Annotated in this window: 14 protein-coding genes; 7 read left to right on the top strand and 7 right to left on the bottom strand. The window is 69.2% G+C overall.

The window, feature by feature from the left end; genetic code table 11:
- Positions 1-83 precede the first annotated feature (83 nt).
- Genes C1746_RS22075 through C1746_RS12875 form a run of 4 tightly spaced genes read left to right on the top strand, consistent with a single transcriptional unit; the run spans position 84 to position 5,826 of the window.
- Positions 84-1,286 (top strand): MinD/ParA family ATP-binding protein, encoded by a 1,203-nt coding sequence (locus tag C1746_RS22075; protein ID WP_162867698.1) that lies wholly within the window; start codon positions 84-86, stop codon positions 1,284-1,286.
- Positions 1,287-3,221, top strand: coding sequence for a LysM peptidoglycan-binding domain-containing protein (locus tag C1746_RS22070; protein ID WP_162867697.1), 1,935 nt, complete (start codon positions 1,287-1,289; stop codon positions 3,219-3,221). It begins immediately after the preceding gene.
- Positions 3,218-4,378, top strand: a complete 1,161-nt coding sequence (locus tag C1746_RS12880) for a conjugal transfer protein (protein WP_162867696.1) — start codon at positions 3,218-3,220, stop codon at positions 4,376-4,378. The genes C1746_RS22070 and C1746_RS12880 overlap by 4 nt, the downstream gene beginning before the upstream one ends.
- A 26-nt stretch (positions 4,379-4,404) precedes the next feature.
- Positions 4,405-5,826, top strand: a complete 1,422-nt coding sequence (locus C1746_RS12875; protein WP_116714962.1) for an LCP family protein — start codon at positions 4,405-4,407, stop codon at positions 5,824-5,826.
- A gap of 12 nt (positions 5,827-5,838) precedes the next feature.
- On the opposite strand, the gene C1746_RS12870 is transcribed toward C1746_RS12875, so the two are convergent.
- The gene (locus C1746_RS12870; protein ID WP_162867695.1) at positions 5,839-7,185 is read right to left on the bottom strand and encodes a murein hydrolase activator EnvC family protein; all 1,347 of its coding nucleotides are present in this window, start codon (positions 7,183-7,185) and stop codon (positions 5,839-5,841) included.
- A 196-nt stretch (positions 7,186-7,381) separates the two neighbouring features.
- Between C1746_RS12870 and C1746_RS12865 the strand changes: the two genes are divergently transcribed.
- Genes C1746_RS12865 through C1746_RS12855 form a run of 3 tightly spaced genes read left to right on the top strand, consistent with a single transcriptional unit; the run spans position 7,382 to position 12,206 of the window.
- The gene (locus C1746_RS12865) at positions 7,382-9,520 is read left to right on the top strand and encodes a VanW family protein (RefSeq protein ID WP_116714960.1); all 2,139 of its coding nucleotides are present in this window, start codon (positions 7,382-7,384) and stop codon (positions 9,518-9,520) included.
- Positions 9,514-10,857, top strand: a complete 1,344-nt coding sequence (locus C1746_RS12860) for a hemolysin family protein (RefSeq protein ID WP_116714959.1) — start codon at positions 9,514-9,516, stop codon at positions 10,855-10,857. Before C1746_RS12865 ends, C1746_RS12860 begins: the two co-directional genes overlap by 7 nt.
- Positions 10,854-12,206, top strand: coding sequence for a hemolysin family protein (locus C1746_RS12855; protein WP_116714958.1), 1,353 nt, complete (start codon positions 10,854-10,856; stop codon positions 12,204-12,206). Before C1746_RS12860 ends, C1746_RS12855 begins: the two co-directional genes overlap by 4 nt.
- Here the strand turns inward: C1746_RS12855 and moeB are convergent.
- Genes moeB through sufC form a run of 6 tightly spaced genes read right to left on the bottom strand, consistent with a single transcriptional unit; the run spans position 12,160 to position 16,784 of the window.
- Positions 12,160-13,311, bottom strand: a complete 1,152-nt coding sequence (gene moeB, locus C1746_RS12850) for a molybdopterin-synthase adenylyltransferase MoeB (RefSeq protein WP_116714957.1) — start codon at positions 13,309-13,311, stop codon at positions 12,160-12,162. The two genes, C1746_RS12855 and moeB, sit on opposite strands and share 47 nt — an antisense overlap.
- Positions 13,312-13,363: 52 nt before the next feature.
- Complete coding sequence (locus C1746_RS12845) at positions 13,364-13,777, bottom strand: hypothetical protein (protein WP_116714956.1); 414 nt, start codon at positions 13,775-13,777, stop codon at positions 13,364-13,366.
- Positions 13,778-13,798: 21 nt separating this feature from the next.
- Positions 13,799-14,254, bottom strand: coding sequence for a metal-sulfur cluster assembly factor (locus tag C1746_RS22800; protein ID WP_116714955.1), 456 nt, complete (start codon positions 14,252-14,254; stop codon positions 13,799-13,801).
- A gap of 32 nt (positions 14,255-14,286) precedes the next feature.
- A complete protein-coding gene (gene sufU, locus C1746_RS12835) occupies positions 14,287-14,757 on the bottom strand; it encodes a Fe-S cluster assembly sulfur transfer protein SufU (protein WP_116714954.1) in 471 nt (156 codons plus the stop codon).
- Between the two features lie 4 nt (positions 14,758-14,761).
- On the bottom strand, positions 14,762-16,012 hold the full coding sequence (locus C1746_RS12830) for an aminotransferase class V-fold PLP-dependent enzyme (protein WP_116714953.1): 1,251 nt from the start codon (positions 16,010-16,012) through the stop codon (positions 14,762-14,764).
- Between the two features lie 37 nt (positions 16,013-16,049).
- Positions 16,050-16,784, bottom strand: coding sequence for a Fe-S cluster assembly ATPase SufC (gene sufC, locus C1746_RS12825; RefSeq protein ID WP_116714952.1), 735 nt, complete (start codon positions 16,782-16,784; stop codon positions 16,050-16,052).
- Between the last annotated feature and the right edge of the window lie 25 nt (positions 16,785-16,809).

Below are 16,809 nucleotides of genomic sequence, written 5' to 3'. Positions count from 1 at the left end.
TGACGGGTAGAGTCGGCCCGGAGGGCGCGTGCCGGCAGCGGTACGGACGAGGCGGCAAGGGCAGCAAAGGCGGCAGGACTGAAGTGTCGGACCACGGACGTGACCGATCGGGACTTGCGGGGGACTTCTCGACGACTCTCGACCCGCGGCCCGAGCCAGCGAGCTTCGAGCTACCCGAGCAAGTCAGCCTGGACGACGTCCCGATCGACCCATCCACGTTCGTGCTGCCCGAGGATGACCCGTTCTCCCTCCGCGGAGCGACCGAGGTCGATGACCCCGACGTCGGGTTCGACGACGACGGGTGGGTGACCGAGACCAACCCGGCGCCCCGGAAGGGGTGGCGGCGAGCCCTGTGGCGCATCACCGGAGGCCGCTACACCCCGGCTCCCACACCTGGCGAGGACCGAGCTCGAGAGCTGCTCCGGCTGACCCGCCGTCCGCTCCCCGGGGCCAGGTCCATCGCCGTGGTCTCGACCAAGGGCGGCGTGGGCAAGACCACGACGGCGCTGAACCTCGGGCACACGCTGGCCTCGACGCGCGGTGACCGCGTGGTCGCCTTGGACGCCAACCCGGATGCGGGCAGCCTGGGATACCGGGTCCAGCGGGAGACCATGGCCACTGCTGCTGATCTGTTGGCCATCCCCGACGAGATCACCAGCTACGCCCAGATCCGGCCCTACACCTCCCAGGCCGACTCGCGCCTCGAGGTCATCGCCAGTCCCGACGACCCGCGGCTGACCCGGCGGATGGGTCGGCAGGACTATCAACGCCTGCTGGCGATGCTCGAACTGCAGTACAACCTGATCCTGGCCGACTGCGGCACCGGCATCCTCGACTCCGCCACGCGGGGGGTCGTGCAGGCCGCCGACCAACTCGTCGTCGTGACGGGTGCCAGCGTCGATGCCGCTCGCGCGGTCACGTACATGCTGGCCTGGCTGCGTGAGCACGGCATGGCTGACAAGGTCGAGCGCGCCGTGGTGGTGGTCAACGGGGTGCGCGGTGGCCAGGGGCCGGTGGACCTCGACCGCATCCAGGATCACTTCGCCGCACTGGTCCGATCGGTCGTGACGATTCCCTGGGACCCCGAACTGGCCAACGGCGCTGCGGTGAGCCTGGAATGGTTGGCACCTCCAACCCGTCAGGCATACCTTGCCCTGGCAGCAACACTGATCGATGAGTTCGTGACGCAGCCACACGACACACCGCATCACGACACTCCCCTGTCTGATCCGACGAGTTCCACCCTGCACGAGGACCGCTCATCCCGCGATGGAGGCAGCAACTAGATGCACCGCAACGTCCACCTCGACAAGGCACTTGACCAGATCACGGACGATCAGGCTGAACTGTCACGTGCGGCGCGACGCCGGGCCGTCCGCGACAACCTGACCCTGGAGTCGGGAACGGCCACCCGCAGGGCGCTGTCGAGCACGGCGACCCGGACGAAGCAAGGTGCGGCGGCCGTCGGTGCGGCGTCGGTGCTGCTGGCTCCGCAGATGGCTGGGGTGGCCCACGCGACCGACACACCCACGGAGCCCGACGCTCCCGATGTCGGGCAGCCGGATGACGACCCGGTCCCACCGCCTGCGGCCCAGGAACCGCCTCCGACCCCTGTGGAGGCCACCCCTCCGCCGCCGGCAGAGGACTCGGCGCCACCGCCCCCGGCCGACCCCCCTCCGCCGGAGGAGCCCCCGGCTGCGGCCCCCCCGGAGGACCCGACGCCCGTGGAGGATCCCGACCCCGATGTCGGCGCTGATCCCGTAGCCGATGCTCCCGTTGACCAGACCCCTGTGGACGAGGAACCCGCCGAGGAACCGGCTGACGAGGAGCCCACCGAAGAAGAGCCCGCCGAGGAAGAGCCCGTTCAGGAGGTGCCGGTCGAGCAGGAACCGGTCGAGGCTGGTGGGGGGCACGACGCGGCGGACGACGTGACGCCCCCCGTCGAGGACGTGGCAGCCCACGTCGATCCGGTCATCGACGCCGAACCGGTCGCAGCGGCGCCGCCGGCGGTGGCGGAGCCGGGAGCGGACGCGCCGCCGCTCGACGACGAGGCCCCGCCCGACGAGGAGCCGCCACCGGACGCCGACGCCCCACCGCTCGAGGAGGAGCCTGGCAACGGACCGGCACCAGGCGGCAGGCCGGGCGCCCCGACCGGACCGGACGGAGGCACGCCGGGTGGCGGGCCCGAAAGTGGCAGGCCGGGCCAGCCGCCCGTCGACGACGCCTCGGGCGGAGCGGGGGCGCAACCTGCGACCCCGGCGAGCCCCAGCGCTCCAGCCGCTGGCGGCACCCCGACCACACCTGCGGACCCGGCGCAGCCGGCGACGCCGACACCCGCCGCGCCGGCTGAACCCGCGGTCTCCACGCCCGCCGAGCCTGCCGTATCCGCGCCTGTCTCGGGCAGTGTCGGCAGCACACCGCCGGTCTCGACGCCCGCCGTCAGCCGACCGGCCACGACGCAGCGTCCCCCGACACCGACGACCTCCCCCTCAGGAGGGTCGACGCCACCCGCCCCCGTGAGCACGCCCGCGCCCGAGCCCGCGCCGGTCGCCCAGGTACCCACGCCTCCGGCGGTGACCGCCGGGCCGGCCGGTCAGGCGCCGGAGCCACGACCCGAACCGGACGCGCGGCCAAGCGGATCTGCGACGACCGCGCCGGAACCGACGGTCAGCGTTCACCCGCTGGCCAGCCCGCAGGACGTCGATCCTGTCCTCGCCACCGCAGCAGCCGAGCAGGCTCGGCCGGTCCGAGCCGTCCACCCCGGCACCGACGCCCAGCTGGCCGTGACGTTCACAGGAAGCGCGGACGTCCCAGAGGACCCAGCCGCCGAGGATGATGAGCCGACGCTCGAGGAGCGCATCGCCATCGCGCAGGCCCGGCCGGTCGATGACCAGCGGGTCCTGGACTGGACCGAGGCCGTGGCGGAGGCGTTCAGCAGCCTCCAGGCCGGCGGGTCGACAGACGACCAGGACGTCGTGGCGCTGCCGGAGATCGCGGACACGCCGACGCTGGGCTGGTCCTATGAGGTGCAGGTCGGCGACTCGCTGTGGGAGATCTCCCGTGAGCTCTGGGGCTCGGCGTCCCTGTCAACCACGCAGATCTCGGCGACGTACGAGCTGGTCTACACCTGGAACGCCGATGTGATCGGTGGCGACCCCGACCAGCTGAACCCGGGCACGGTGATCGAGTTGCCGCTCGACACCGGGATGGACGGTTCGTGAGTTCGAGCGACACCCGACCCCCGCTCTTCGATCCGCAACCGCCGGATCGGCCGTCGCCCCGGTCTACAAAGGACTCCAGCGGAGGATTCTCCCGCAACAAGAAGCAGCGGTCCTCACGTCGACCCTCCCCGGGCGATTCGGGTGGGGACTCACCCAAGTGGGTCCGCCCCTTCATCCTCGGCGGCCTGTTGCTGGTCGCCGTGGTGTCCCTCGTCTCGATCTTCGGGAGCGGCGGCGAGCCGGAGAGCGACGGGGCGGTCACCAGCGACCAGCAGGCCGACGGCGCCGACGTCCCGGCCGTGGCGGGTGACTCCGCGGAGGATCTCACCGCGTCGGGAGCGGTGGTCGCCGAGTCGGCCGACGCGGGCGGCCCTGACGCAAGCGACGCGAGCGCCGAGAGCGGCGCGAGTGCCGACACCGACGCGGCAGCGGACACCGACGTCGTCGGGTCCGGCACAGCTGAGGCAGGTCCGACCGAGGATCTGACGCGAATCGAGGCCTTCGCGGTCGAGTTCGCGTTCGACTACCTCAACTTCCAGGCTGATCAAGCCGCCATACGCGAGGCCCGGCTGGCCGCCTACCTCGCACCCGGCCTCGACCCGCAGCTCGGCTGGGATGGCGAAGGGGCACAAGCGGCGGTCCTCACGATGCCCGTGCAGACCACCCTGACCGACCGTGGCGCGACCGTCGTCGTGGCGTCGCAGGTCACCGGTCCGGACGCCTCACAGTGGATCCACCTGGCTGTGCCGGTCGCCGAGGACGCCAGCGGTCGTCTGGCTGTGACGGCAGCGCCCGCCTACGTCCCCCGGCCAGCCGCCGGGGAGCCGGAGCCACCGGACGTCGCGCTCGACGACGACCTGGGCGAGGAGCTCTCGGGCCGGATGACACCCCTGTTCGATGCGTTCGCTGACCGAGCTGTGGTCAACGAGGACGGCATCACCGCGCCCGACGCAAGAATCCGCGGGCTCGACGGCGACGTCAGCCTGGTCTCGGTGGGCGAGTTGCGGGTCCTCGAGGGCGATTCGACCACACGGGACGCCCGCATCAACGTCACCTGGCTCCGTGAGACAGCCGGCAGTGAGCTCACCCAGTCATACGTGCTGACCCTGGTCTCGGACGGCGACGACTGGTTGGTGCAGCAGATCAGCACGGGCTGACCACAGGGCTGCTACACAGTCGGGAGATGAGTGGCGACTACGAATCCATCGACCGGACGTATGGCGAGCGCTGGGGCGGCGATCAGGGGCCGCACCACGACGACTTCGGTCCCGCGATGCGGGGGCGCCACCGTCGCCTGACCTTCGGTGGTGCGCTCGGTGCCGCCCTCAACCTGGCCCTGTTCGGCATCCTGCTCCTCGCGCTCGTGTTCGGCGGTTTGGCCGTCTACTCCTCGAGTCAGATCAACCGTGAGCCGATCGAGGGGCTGGCCCGCGGTGAGGGGGCGCTCAACGTGCTGATCGTCGGGTCGGACAGTCGTGACGGCTTCACGCCGGAGGAACTGGCCGAGTTGGGCACCGAGGCCGTCGAGGGCCGCCGGACCGACACGATCTTCCTGCTGAGCGTCGACGGAGGGCGGGCGGCCATGCTCTCGTTCCCCCGGGATCTGTTCGTGACCGCCTGCGATGGTCAACAGGGTCGGATCAACGCTGCCTACGCGCGACTCGGCCCCTCGTGCCTGGTCCAGACCGTGACCTCGTTGACCGGGATCAACATCGACCACTACGTCGAGGTCAACCTCTTCGGCTTCGTGCAGATCGTCGACGCCGTCGGCGGTGTCCCCATCTTCCTCGACGCTCCGCTGGTCGATCCCTTCGCGGGCATCAACCTGCCAGCTGGCTGCAACGTGCTCGACGGTCGACAAGCCATCGGCTTCGTCCGGTCGCGCATGATCGACTCGGACCTGGGCCGCATCGCTCGGCAGCAACGCTTCCTCCGAGAACTGGCCGAGGAGGTCATCTCCCCCTCCACGGTCGTGAACGTCCCGCGCCTGTTCCGGGTCGCGCGCTCCTCCGGCCAGTCGCTGATCAGCGACCAGGGCCTGGGTCTGCTCGACCTGGCGCGACTGGCTCGCGCGGCACGAGGTCTCGCGGGGGCCGGGCTGGCCACCTACACCGTGCCGGCCGACGCCGCCAACGTCGACGGCGCCGCAGTCCTGATCCCGGACGCGCCGCTGGCCGAACCGCTGTTCGCACAGTTCGCCGACGGATCGATCCTGCAGATCCCGCCGACGCCCGAGGTCGCAGCCGCCCAACCCGGCGATGTCCCGATCCGCGTGCTCAACGGCGCCGGCGTCGACGGGCTGGCCGCCCAGGCGCGTCAGTTCATGATGGACCGCGGCTTCGAGATCACTGGGATCGGCAACGCCGACCCGGTGCCGGCGACCGTGGTCCAGTACGGGCCCGGACGGGCGGCCGCAGCCCAGTTGGTGGCCGACCAGATCCCCGGTGCCACGATTGCCGAGACTGAGGGCATCAGCGACATCGTCCTGATCGTGGGGCCGGGAGCCGACTTCTCTGCTCCCCCGCCACCGCCGATGGAGGACGACCCGAGAGCGGCCGAGGAGGTCCCGTTGGGCGCCGCCCCCGTTCCGGAGGACTGCGCCTGACTGCCGACTTGGCTAGAGGTAGTTCCGCGGGTTGACCGGGGAGCCCCCGGAGCGGATCTCGAAGTGCAGGTGCGTCCCGGTACAGCTCCCCGTGCAGCCCATGCCGCCCAAGTAGGAGCCGGTGGAGACCGACTGCCCGACGCTGACCGCGACACTCGACAGGTGGGCGTAGTACGTCGAGAAGCCATCGCCGTGGCTGATGATGACCAGGTTGCCGTACCCGCCACCTGATTTGATGTCCACGACGGTGCCGCCACGGGCCGCGGCGATGGCCGTCCCGGTTCCACCCGCGATGTCGATGCCGGCATGGAGCCGGCCCCAACGATTGCCGAACTCGCTGGTCACCGTCCCGGATGCTGGCCATGCGAACCCGCCGGACGGTGCCGCCACGGGCTCTGGCTCCGGTTCAGGCTCGGGCTCGAGCGCCCCGGGGTCTTCGGCAGCGTCAGGGCTGTCAGCCACCGCCCCGGTCTCTGATGCCACGTCGGGCGAGTCCTGCGCCTCCAGCGCGTCGGGCGCGGCCGCAGGGGCTGCGGCCACTGGAGCGTCCGCCACGCCGCCACTCGCCGCCAGGGTGCTCGAGTTCGTGGCCCGAGCAGCCTGAGCCTGAGCGGCGGCGATCTGCGCTTGGCGTTCAGCTTCGGCGCGAGCCCGGGCCTCGCGCTCCAGCTGGGCTTCCTCCTCCTCCAGGTAGCTCTCCCGTGCCTGCAGCTCGGCCACCAGTTCGACGCTCGCCGCTGCGATGAGGGCGCGGTCGTTGCGGATCTCCTCGACATCGGCGAGCAGGGCCTCCTGCTCGACCAGGACCTCCTCCATGGCCACCTGCTCGGCCGCCAGGACACGCTGTTCGGCGTCGACGCGACGCTCGGCGTTGGTCAAGGTCTCCACCTGGATGCGGTCCTCACGACCGATGGCGTTGATGTAGGCGGTCTGTTGCACGACGTCCGCAGCCGTCCCGGCACCCAACACGCTGATGACGGCGTCCTGCCGACCCTGACGGTAGAGCCGGGCGACACGCTCACCCATCAGCACCTGCTGGCGTTCCAGCTCCGCCTCGGCGGTCGCCACCCGGTCCTGCGCGGACGTGACGGCCTGCTGCTGTCGGTCGACCGCTGCGGAGGCCGCCTCGACCGTGTCGAAGACGGCACGCAACTGGCGATCGGCATCCTCCAGCGCGATCTGATCGGTGTCGGCGTCGTTCCGGGCGTTGTCCAGCTCGTCACGAACGGCCTGCAGCTGGGCCCGGGTCTCGGCGATCCGCTCCTGTTCGGGGTTGGCGGCTGCCGGCGCCGTGACCGCGACGAGGGCAAGTGTGGCCAGGACAACGGTCAGGACGCGCCATCTCGTGTGGCGATCCAAGAGCTGACCTGAGTGATGCACGACCATCCGTAACGACAAGCGCCCAGGGCAGACCGGCTCGGGCTGCGGTAGGGCGGGAGGATATGAGGGGTGTTACGGGGAAGCAGTACGGGTGTACCCGGTCACGAGGCCCAACTCAACGAGGCTAACGGACAGGGTGAGATGGCTGACGAGGGTCAGACCGTAGACTGACCGCATGGTGACGCGGTCAATAGGCCAAGCTGCCGCACCGCGCACCCGCATCAACTGGGGACGCGCGGCCGCGGCGCTCGTGGTGCTCGTCCTGCTGCTGGCCGCGTCGACCCTGGTGGCGTTCCGGACGATCCGGGACGGCGTCCTGACCAACCTGGAAGTCGCCCGTCCGGGCTCGACACCGGTTCCGGTTGGTGGTCTGTCCGACGCCGAGCTGGACACGGTGGTGCAGGATCTGGCAGTCGGGCTACGCCAGCGGCAGCTGGAGATCACCCACGGGGGTCGGGTGATCACGATGTCGGCACCTGAGCTGGGACTGGACCTCGACATCGACGCCACGATCGAGGCGATCCGGCGACGCGGTCGGCAGGCCAACCCGGTGGCGGCCCTTGGCGACCACCTGATCGCCTCCGCCACCACGCTCGTGGTCAACCCGGTCGCAGCCATCGATGAGACCCGGCTGCGTCAGGCCGGGGCGAGGATCGCGCGGGAGGTCGGTCTCGAAGCACCCCTGGGTGCGGTGCGCATCGCTGCTGACGGCCAAGCGTCCGTGGAGCTGCCCCCGCCCAGCGAGGTCATCGACGTGGAGGCACTTCGCCGCGTGACCGTGGACGCGCTGCTGGGGTCCTCCGCAGCCGCCGTCGGCGCGGTGGAGGTCCCGACGCTCGTGGTGACACCGGCCATCGACGATGACGACCGGGCGTTGCTCGAGTCCGAGGCCGAGCGCGCGGCCAGCGCCCCGATCACCATCACCACCCCGCTGGCCGACTGGACGCTGGACGCCGACACCCTGGCTGGTCTGCTCGCCGTCCGGGCCGATCACGTGGATGGCACCACCCGCGCCGCCATCGTCATCGATCCTGCTGCCCTGCTCGACGTCTTGCCGTTCGATCCACTTGCGCTGACGACCGCGCCGACGGACGCCAGCATCGACGTGAGCAGCGGCACACCACAGCTCGTGCCCTCGCAGACGGGGTTCGTCTTCGACCTCGACATCGTCGCCGAACAGCTGCTGGAGCTCGCAACAGCGGTGGGCCCCCGGGCGGCAGCCCTGGAGGGTCGGCAGATCCAGCCGGACCTACCCGATGCGGTGGTCGCCGAACTCGGTATCACGCAGCAGGTCGCCGCGTTCACCACCGACCATCCCTGCTGCGAGGGTCGCGTGCAGAACATCCATCGCATCGCCGACCTCGTCGACGGCGCCATAGTCCGACCCGGCGAGACCTTCTCCCTGAACGAGACCGTCGGGCCGCGGACGCTGGCCAATGGCTTCGTGGAGGGCGGCGCAATCGAGAGCGGCGAGTTCGTCGATCAGGTGGGTGGCGGCGTCAGTCAGTTCACGACGACGCTGTTCAACGCCGTGTTCTTCGGCGGGTATCAGATCGAGGAGTTCCAACCGCACTCCTACTACCTGCCCCGCTATCCGCTCGGCCGCGAGGCAACGCTCAACTTCGATCCGCCGATCGACCTGCAGTTCACCAACAACTCCCCGGATGGCATCCTCATCGCCACCAGCTACACCGACACCCAGATCACGGTCACGTTGTACTCCTCGGTGTTCGCAGCCGTGGAGTCCGCCACCAGCGATCGGTACGGCTTCAGCGAGCCGGAGGAGGAGCGACGGCCCACCCCGGAGCTGCCAGCCGGGGAGGAGCGTGTCGAGCAGGACGGCGCGCAGGGGTTCACCGTCGACGTGACGCGCGACATCACCTACGTCGACGGCCGCCGCGAGAGCGAGACGTACACGACCGTCTACCGCGCGCAGCCGCGGATCGTGCTGGTCGGCACCGGCACGGGTGGTGCTGAGACGCCAACAGACGACGCATCCGAGCCCGTGACGAGCGCCGAGCCCGAGACCCTCCCCGAACCCGACATCTCCCTCGAGCCAACCATCACGCCCGAGCCGATTCCGGAACCCGGACCGGTCCAGAACACACCGGAACCGGTACCGGACCCGCCAACATCGCCTGGTCCTCCGACACCGCCCGAATCCCCAGGCGATGCCACCCCACCACCGGCCCCCGTCGAACCACCGGCGGTGACGCCCCCGGACGCGGTCGTGCCCCCAGAGCCGCTGGTCGACGATTCCTCGTCGCGGCGCCACCGCGCCATCTCGGTCTTGGCACACAATGGGCGATCATGACGGCCCTCGGACTGCTGCTCATCGTCGCGCTGATCGCCGGCAACGCCTGGTTCGTGGCGGCCGAGTTCGCCCTCGTCGCGGCACGCCGGAGCCGTCTGGAGGCGCGGCGGGACGCTGGTGACCGAAAGGCGGCGATCGCCCTCGGGTTGATCGAGCGCCTGTCGTTCGCGCTGTCCGGTGCGCAGTTGGGGATCACCGTGACGTCGCTTGCGGTGGGGTTCGTGGCCGAGCCGGTGTTCGAAGCACTGCTCACCCCGCTCTTCGAACCCCTGGGCGCCAGCGCCGAGACGACGGAGGCCGCTGCACTGGGGACGGGACTGGCTCTGTCGACCGCGGCGCAGATGGTCTTCGGTGAGCTCGGCCCCAAGAACCTGGCCATCGCCAGAGCAGAGGACGTCTCGCGCCGCCTGGCATGGGGTCAGGAGCTGTACCTGCGTCTGTGGGGACCGATCATCCGCCTGTTCGACAACGCCGCCAACCGTCTGATCCGATCGGTCGGGATCGAGCCGGCAGAGGAGCTCACCCAGGCCGTCACGATCGAGGAACTGGAGCACATCATCGCCACCTCGGGCGAGTCAGGCGCGCTCAATGAGGGTGTGGCCAGCCTGCTCCAACGGTCGATCGACTTTCGGGAGCTCAAGGCCGACGAGGCCATGCGGCCGCGGTCGGAGATCCAGTGGGTCGCAGGCGACGCCACCTGTGACGAGCTGATGGCGCTCGCGCGCAGCACCGGTCACACCCGCTTCCCCGTGGCCGGCGAGAACGGCCTCGACGACGTCCGTGGTGTGGTCAGCATCAAGGAGCTGATGGACATCGCCGAGGATCAGCTGGCGATCACCCCGGTCGGGGCGCTCACGGAGGACGAGTTGGCCGTTCCCGAGACGGCACTGCTCCCCGACGTGCTGCGCCTGCTGCGCGACTCACACACGCAGCTCGCCGTGGTGATCGACGAGTTCGGTGGCACGGCCGGGATCATCACCCTGGAGGACATCGTCGAGGAGCTGGTCGGTGAGATCCTGGACGAGCACGACCCCTTCGAACGGTCGCCCGTCCGACGCGACGACGGTAGCTGGCGGCTGCCGGGGACCTGGCGCATCGATGAGGTTCGTCGCGACACGGGCGTGGAGCTGCCGGAGGGCGAGCACGACACGGTGGCCGGACTGGTCATGGCTGAGCTCGGCAGGGTCCCCGAGCCTGGCGACCGCGTGGAGCTGGATGGCGCGGTGCTCGACGTCCTGGCGATGGAGCGTCACACCGTGCAGTCCGTCCGCCTCATGGTCACCGCGGAGGATGGCGGCCAGCCGGCGGACGCCGGACACGGGGAGGTGGCCCCGTGACGGGCTTGGTCGGCATCGTCGTCGGGATCGTGCTGCTGGTGCTCAACGGGTTCTTCGTGGCCGCCGAGTTCGCCCTGCTCTCCGCCAGGCGCAGCCGCATGGAGCAGCTGGCCACCGAGGGCGACCGGCGTGCGGTGTCGGCGGTCAAGGGCCTGCGCGAGCTGTCCCTCACGCTGGCCGGTGCACAGCTCGGCATCACGATGGCCAGCCTGGGGCTGGGGGTTGTCGCCGAGCCGCTGGTCGCCGGCTTCTTCGAGCATCTGCTGGCTGAGCAGACGCCGCTGCCCGAGCCGGTTGCGATCGGGCTCGGGTTCGGGATCGGCCTGTCGATCGTGGTGTTCCTGCACATGGTCGTCGGCGAGATGGCGCCCAAGTCGTGGGCCATCGCCGATCCGGAGAAGTCATCGCTGCTGCTGTCCCGACCCTTCCGGGTGTTCATCACGATCCTCCGGCCGGTCATCGTCGCCCTGAACGCCATTGCCAACGGGGTGGTCCGTGCCGTCGGGGTCGAGCCGCGTGAGGAGCTGGCGGTGGCTCACGCACCGGGTGATCTGCTCCTCGTGCTCCGGGAGAGCGCACGTGACGGCACCATCGGTGGCGAGGACACCGATCTGCTGACCCGAGCTCTGGACCTGTCGGGTTTGGATGCGGAGTCGGTGATGGTGCCGCGGACCGACATCGTCTCCGTCAGCGTGGACACTCCCCGTCCCGACGTGCTGGCGCTGGCCCGCCAGACCGGCCGGTCGCGCCTGCCGGTTCACAACGGCAACCTCGACCAGGTGGTCGGGGTCCTGACGGTCAAGGACGCGCTGCTCGACGAGGATGCGGCCGCATCCCTGGGGGTCCGCCATCTGGTCCGCCCGGCGCTGGTGGTGCCTGACTCCCGGCCCATCGAGGATCTCCTGCTCGACATGCGGTCCGGGCGCCAGCACATCGCGATGGTGGTGGACGAGTACGGGTCGGTCAGCGGCCTCGTGGCGCTCGAGGACATCGTCGAGGAGCTCATCGGAGAGTTCGAGGACGAGACCGACCGACTGTCACGCCGGCTGCGACGCCGGACCCCCGACGAGCAGATGATCGTCTCCGGGAGCCTCCGCCCACACGAACTCACCGACCGCACCGGGCTCACCCTGCCCGACGGACCGTTCGAGACCCTGGCCGGCTTCATCGAGCATCGCACCGGAGCGGTGGGCGCGGTCGGTCAGACCGTCACCCACCAGGGCATGGTGCTCGAGGTCTCGAAGGTCGCCGGCTACCGGGTGGAGGAAGTCCGGATCAAGCCGTCAGGGTCGGTCGTCTCGGTCAGTACGTCGGGATCGACGGGTCGACCTGGCGGGCATAGCCGTTGATGCCACCCTGCAGGTTGGACAGCTTCGTGAAGCCGGCCGACCGCAACAGCTCGAGTGCCTCCATGGACCGGGCCCCTGACTTGCACTGCAGGACGATCTCGTCGGCGCTGTCCAGTTCGTTCATGCGCGACGGCAGGTCGCCCAGCGGAATCAGCGTCGACCCCTCGATGCGTGAAATCTCGTACTCGTGTGGCTCGCGGACGTCGATCAGGGTGACCTGGTCGCGGATCTTCTCGAAGTCCTCGGGGGTCATCTGGACGTCGAAGTCCTGGCTCGCCTGTTCGGTCGCGTGATCGTTGGCCGGAACCCCGCAGAAGGCCTCGTAGTCGATCAGCGTCGTTATCGGCTGGCCGTTCGGGTCCTTGCGGACGGTGATGGACCGCCACTCGTTGTCCATCGCGTCGTACAACTTCATGGTGCCGATCAGCGGTGTGCCGATGCCGGTGATGAGCTTGATGGCCTCGGTGACCTGGCCGGCGCCGATCGTGCCGCAGATCACGCCGAAGACGCCACCCTCGGCGCAGGACGGCACCATGCCGGGCGGCGGCGGCTCGGGGAACAGGTCCCGGTAGTTCGGCCCCTTGGCGTCCCAGAAGACCGACAGCTGCCCCTCGAAGCGAAAGATCGAGCCGTAGACGTTGGGCTTGCCCAGGATCGCGCAGGCATCGTTCACCAGGTATCGCGTCGGGAAGTTGTCGGTTCCGTCGATGACCAGGTCGTAGGGCCGGATGATCTCCAGCGCGTTGTCGCTGCGCAGCAGCGTCTCGTGGATGGTGACGGTGACGCCCGGGTTGATGTCGAGGATGGTCTCCTTGGCCGACTCGGTCTTCCGCTTGCCGACATCGGAGGTCCCGTGGATCACCTGGCGATGCAGATTGGATTCGTCGACGACGTCGTAGTCGACCAGGCCGATCTCACCGACGCCGGCCGCAGCCAGGTACATGGCGACCGGTGAGCCAAGACCGCCGGTCCCGACGACCAGGACCTTCGCCGCCTTCAGGCGCCCCTGCCCGTCCATACCGATGTCGGGCATGATCAGGTGGCGTGAGTAGCGACGGATCTCCTCGTTGGTGAGTTCCGCGGGCTCGGCAATCAACGGTTCCATGGCTGCATCAACAGTAGGTGCGGCGCAGACCTTCCCGGTGGAAACAGTGGTTTCAGGTGGCGGCCCGGTTGATGGACAGGTCCTCGGTCTGCCACTCGCCGAAGTACACGATGTCCTTCGCATCGTGGCGCTTCAGGACGGCGACGACGGCGTCCAGCGTGTCGCGGCGGTCGACGTCGTTGATAACGATCCCGTACCGGTCGTCCTTGACGACCTCGGCCAGCCGGACCAACTCCTCGCGTTCCTGCCCCAGGGAGAGCAGCCACTTGGCGATCCGGCTCTTCGCCTCCTTCTCCTCTCGGCTGCTGTTGAGCTTTGCCGCGAACGACTGCCCGGTGCCGTGCGTCACACGATCCAGGTCGATGCCGACCTCGTCGGTCAGGGCCGAGAGGGCCGCCTCAGCCGAGGCAGCATCGGCCACGTGCGCGATGATGGCGTGGGTGTTGGGCTGGGGATCTGCGCTCATGGGTCAACAGATACCCATTGGTCAGACGTTGAAGCCCATCGCCCGCAGCTCTTCGCGGGCCTCCGGGGAGATCATGTCGGTGGTCCACGGCGGGCTGAACACGAACTCGACCTCGGCGTCGTCGATGCCTGGCAGCCGGGTGAGGACCAGCGTTGCCTGCTGGTGGATGAGTTCCGTCAGCGGGCACCCCATCGAGGTGAGGGTCATGCGCATGTAGGCGGTCCCCTCGTTGATGGTGATGTCGTAGACCAGGCCGAGATCGACGACGTTGATGCCGATCTCGGGGTCGATGACGGCCTTCATGGCTTCGTAGCCCGCGGCCGGTGTGGCGACGCCGTTCTCGTCGACCTCGGCACCGGCGAAGGGCGACTCCGCCGCGTCCTGCTTGGCGGCGAACTGCTCGTCGGTCTCCTCCGTCGGCCAGCCAGCGGCGGTGTCGGTGGTGGCGCTGTCGGTGGGTGAGGCGGTGTCGGTCATGTGATCAATCCTATGTGGGCTCGTGGCCTGGCTCAGTCGTGGGTGACTTCGTGTTCGTTGGAGCCGGCGCGGTGGGTGGCGATGGCGTCCTTGAGGGCCATCCAGCCGAGCAGGGCACACTTGACCCTGACGGGGAACTTGGCCACTCCTTGGAACGCCACTCCATCCACCAGATCTTCCTCGCGGCGCAGATCCTCGCCGTGCATCATCAGCCGGAAGGCCTCGGCGAGATCCTCCGCATCGTCCAAGGTCCGGCCGACGACCGCCTCGGTCATGGCTGATGCGCTCGCCATCGAGATGGAGCAGCCGTCCCCGTCGTAGACCACGGCGTCGACGGTCTCACTCACCTCACCCCCGATGCGCAGACGCAGGTCCATCTCGTCGCCGCACAGCGGGTTGGAGTGGTGGACGTGGACGTGGTGTGGCTCGAGGTCGGGCGCCCGGTTCCGCGGCTTCTTGTAGTGGTCCAGGATGATCTCCTGGTACAGGTCGTCAAGGCTCATGGGCTCATACCTCGAAGAAGGCTTGGGTTGCGCGGATGGCGTCACAGAGGGGGTCGATCTCCTCGACCGTGTTGTACAGGTAGAAGGAGGCGCGCGTCGTCGCCGCCTTGCCGAGGGCCCTGATGAGCGGCTTGGCACAGTGATGACCGGCCCGCACGGCGATGCCCTCGCGATCGAGGACCGTCCCGATGTCGTGCGGGTGCAGCCCGTCGACGACGAAGCTGATCGCGGCGCCACGCGCCTTCGGATCGGTCGGCCCGTGCACCGTCACGCCCGGGATGTCGTGGAGTGCGGGGATGGCGTGCTCGACGATCTCGATCTCGTGGGACCGGACCGCGTCCATGCCGGCATCGGTCAGGTAGCGCACCGCGGCCCCGAGCCCGGCTGCCTCGGCGATCATCGGCGTTCCGGCCTCGAAGCGGTACGGGACCTCGTTGTAGGTCGCTCCGAACAGGTGCACGTCCAGGATCATCTCGCCGCCGCCCAGGAACGGCGGCATCGCGTCCAGCACGTCGAGTCGACCGGCCAGGACCCCGATGCCGGTGGGGCCGCACATCTTGTGGCCGCTGAAGCAGAGGAAGTCTGCGCCCAGTTCGGTCATGTCGGTGGGCAGGTGCGGGACGCTCTGGGCGCCGTCGACGACGACCACGGCCTCGGGGTTTGCGGCCTTGACCGCGGCGCCCATCTCGGCCACGGGGTTGATGGTGCCGACGACGTTGGACATCGCGGTGACGGCCAGCAGCTTCACCCGGCCCGTCCGGACGATCTCGGCGAAGGTGTCCAGGTCGAGCGTGCCGTCGGCCCGGACCGGCACGGCGGCCAGTTCGAATCCGGCCTCGGGTTGGACCAGTTGCCAGGGCACCAGGTTGGCGTGGTGCTCCATCTCGGTGTACAGCAGAATGTCACCGGCGCCCAGCTGCTGCTTGGCGTAGCTCTGGGCGATCAGGTTGAACGCCTCGGTTGCGTTCTTGGTGAAGACCACACCCCGGGGGTCGGCACCGACGAAGTCGGCGACGGCCGTCCGCGCCGCCTCGTAGCGGTCTGTCGCCTCCTCGGCGAGGGCGTGCACGCCGCGGTGCACGTTGGCAGTGTGCTGGCTGTAGGAGTCGGCCAGGGTGTCGATGACCACCTGGGGCTTGAACGAGGTGGCGGCTGAGTCCAGGTAGACCAACGGCTTGCCGTGCACCTCTCGGTGCAGGTTCGGGAAGTCGGCGCGGATGGCAGCCGGATCGAACCCGGTTGTCGTGCCTGCCATTCGCGTACCTCCTCGCACCTGGAACGTAGCTGACGCCTCAGCTGAACTGCTCGTAGCCCTCTTCTTCCAATACCTCGGCGAGGTCGGCGCCGCCGGTCTTCACGATCCGGCCGCCGGTCATCACGTGGACGTGGTCGGGGGTGATGTAGTTGAGGATGCGCGTGTAGTGGGTGATCAGCAGGATCCCGAGGTCGGGGCCTGCCAACTGGTTGACGCCCGTACTCACGACCTTCAGCGCGTCGACGTCGAGGCCCGAGTCGGTCTCGTCGAGCACCGCGATGCGTGGCTCGAGCATCGCCATCTGCAGGATCTCGAACCGCTTCTTCTCACCACCGCTGAAGCCCTCGTTGACGTTTCGGGAGAGGAAGGAGTCGTCCATCTTCAGGTCGGCCATCCCGGCCCGCAGGTTGGTCATGAACTCGCGGACCGGCAGGTCCTCCTCGCGGGTTGCGTTGACGGCGGTCCGCAGGAAGTTGGTCATCGACACGCCGGGGATCTCGGTCGGGTACTGCATCGCGAGGAACAGGCCGACCTGGGCGCGCTCGTCGGGCGCCATCTCGGTGACGTCTTCGCCGTCGAACAGGATGGATCCGCCGGTCACCTCGTAGGCCGGGTGGCCGGCGATGGCGTAGGCGAGCGTGGACTTGCCCGAGCCGTTGGGACCCATCAGGGCGTGCGTCTCACCCTGCTTCACGATCAGGTCCAGGCCGGTCAGGATCTCCTTGCCCTCGACCTCAACTCGCAGGCCGTCGATCTGGATTTGTGCGCTCATGGTGGTTGGTTCCTCGGGTTGGATT

Source organism: Euzebya tangerina, from assembly GCF_003074135.1.
Classification (GTDB): Bacteria; Actinomycetota; Nitriliruptoria; order Euzebyales; family Euzebyaceae; genus Euzebya; species Euzebya tangerina.
The sequence above is the reverse complement of the archived record's forward strand: the minus strand, read 5'-3'. Positions and strand labels throughout refer to the sequence as shown.

Excerpts from the sequence above, each read along its gene's own strand:
- C1746_RS22070 (WP_162867697.1), top strand. The coding sequence starts at position 1,287 with ATGCACCGCAACGTCCACCTCGACAAGGCACTTGACCAGATCACGGAC.
- C1746_RS12875 (WP_116714962.1), top strand. The coding sequence starts at position 4,405 with ATGAGTGGCGACTACGAATCCATCGACCGGACGTATGGCGAGCGCTGG.
- C1746_RS12865 (WP_116714960.1), top strand. The coding sequence starts at position 7,382 with ATGGTGACGCGGTCAATAGGCCAAGCTGCCGCACCGCGCACCCGCATC.
- moeB (WP_116714957.1), bottom strand. The coding sequence starts at position 13,311 with ATGGAACCGTTGATTGCCGAGCCCGCGGAACTCACCAACGAGGAGATC.
- C1746_RS12845 (WP_116714956.1), bottom strand. The coding sequence starts at position 13,777 with ATGAGCGCAGATCCCCAGCCCAACACCCACGCCATCATCGCGCACGTG.
- C1746_RS22800 (WP_116714955.1), bottom strand. The coding sequence starts at position 14,254 with ATGACCGACACCGCCTCACCCACCGACAGCGCCACCACCGACACCGCC.
- sufU (WP_116714954.1), bottom strand. The coding sequence starts at position 14,757 with ATGAGCCTTGACGACCTGTACCAGGAGATCATCCTGGACCACTACAAG.
- C1746_RS12830 (WP_116714953.1), bottom strand. The coding sequence starts at position 16,012 with ATGGCAGGCACGACAACCGGGTTCGATCCGGCTGCCATCCGCGCCGAC.
- sufC (WP_116714952.1), bottom strand. The coding sequence starts at position 16,784 with ATGAGCGCACAAATCCAGATCGACGGCCTGCGAGTTGAGGTCGAGGGC.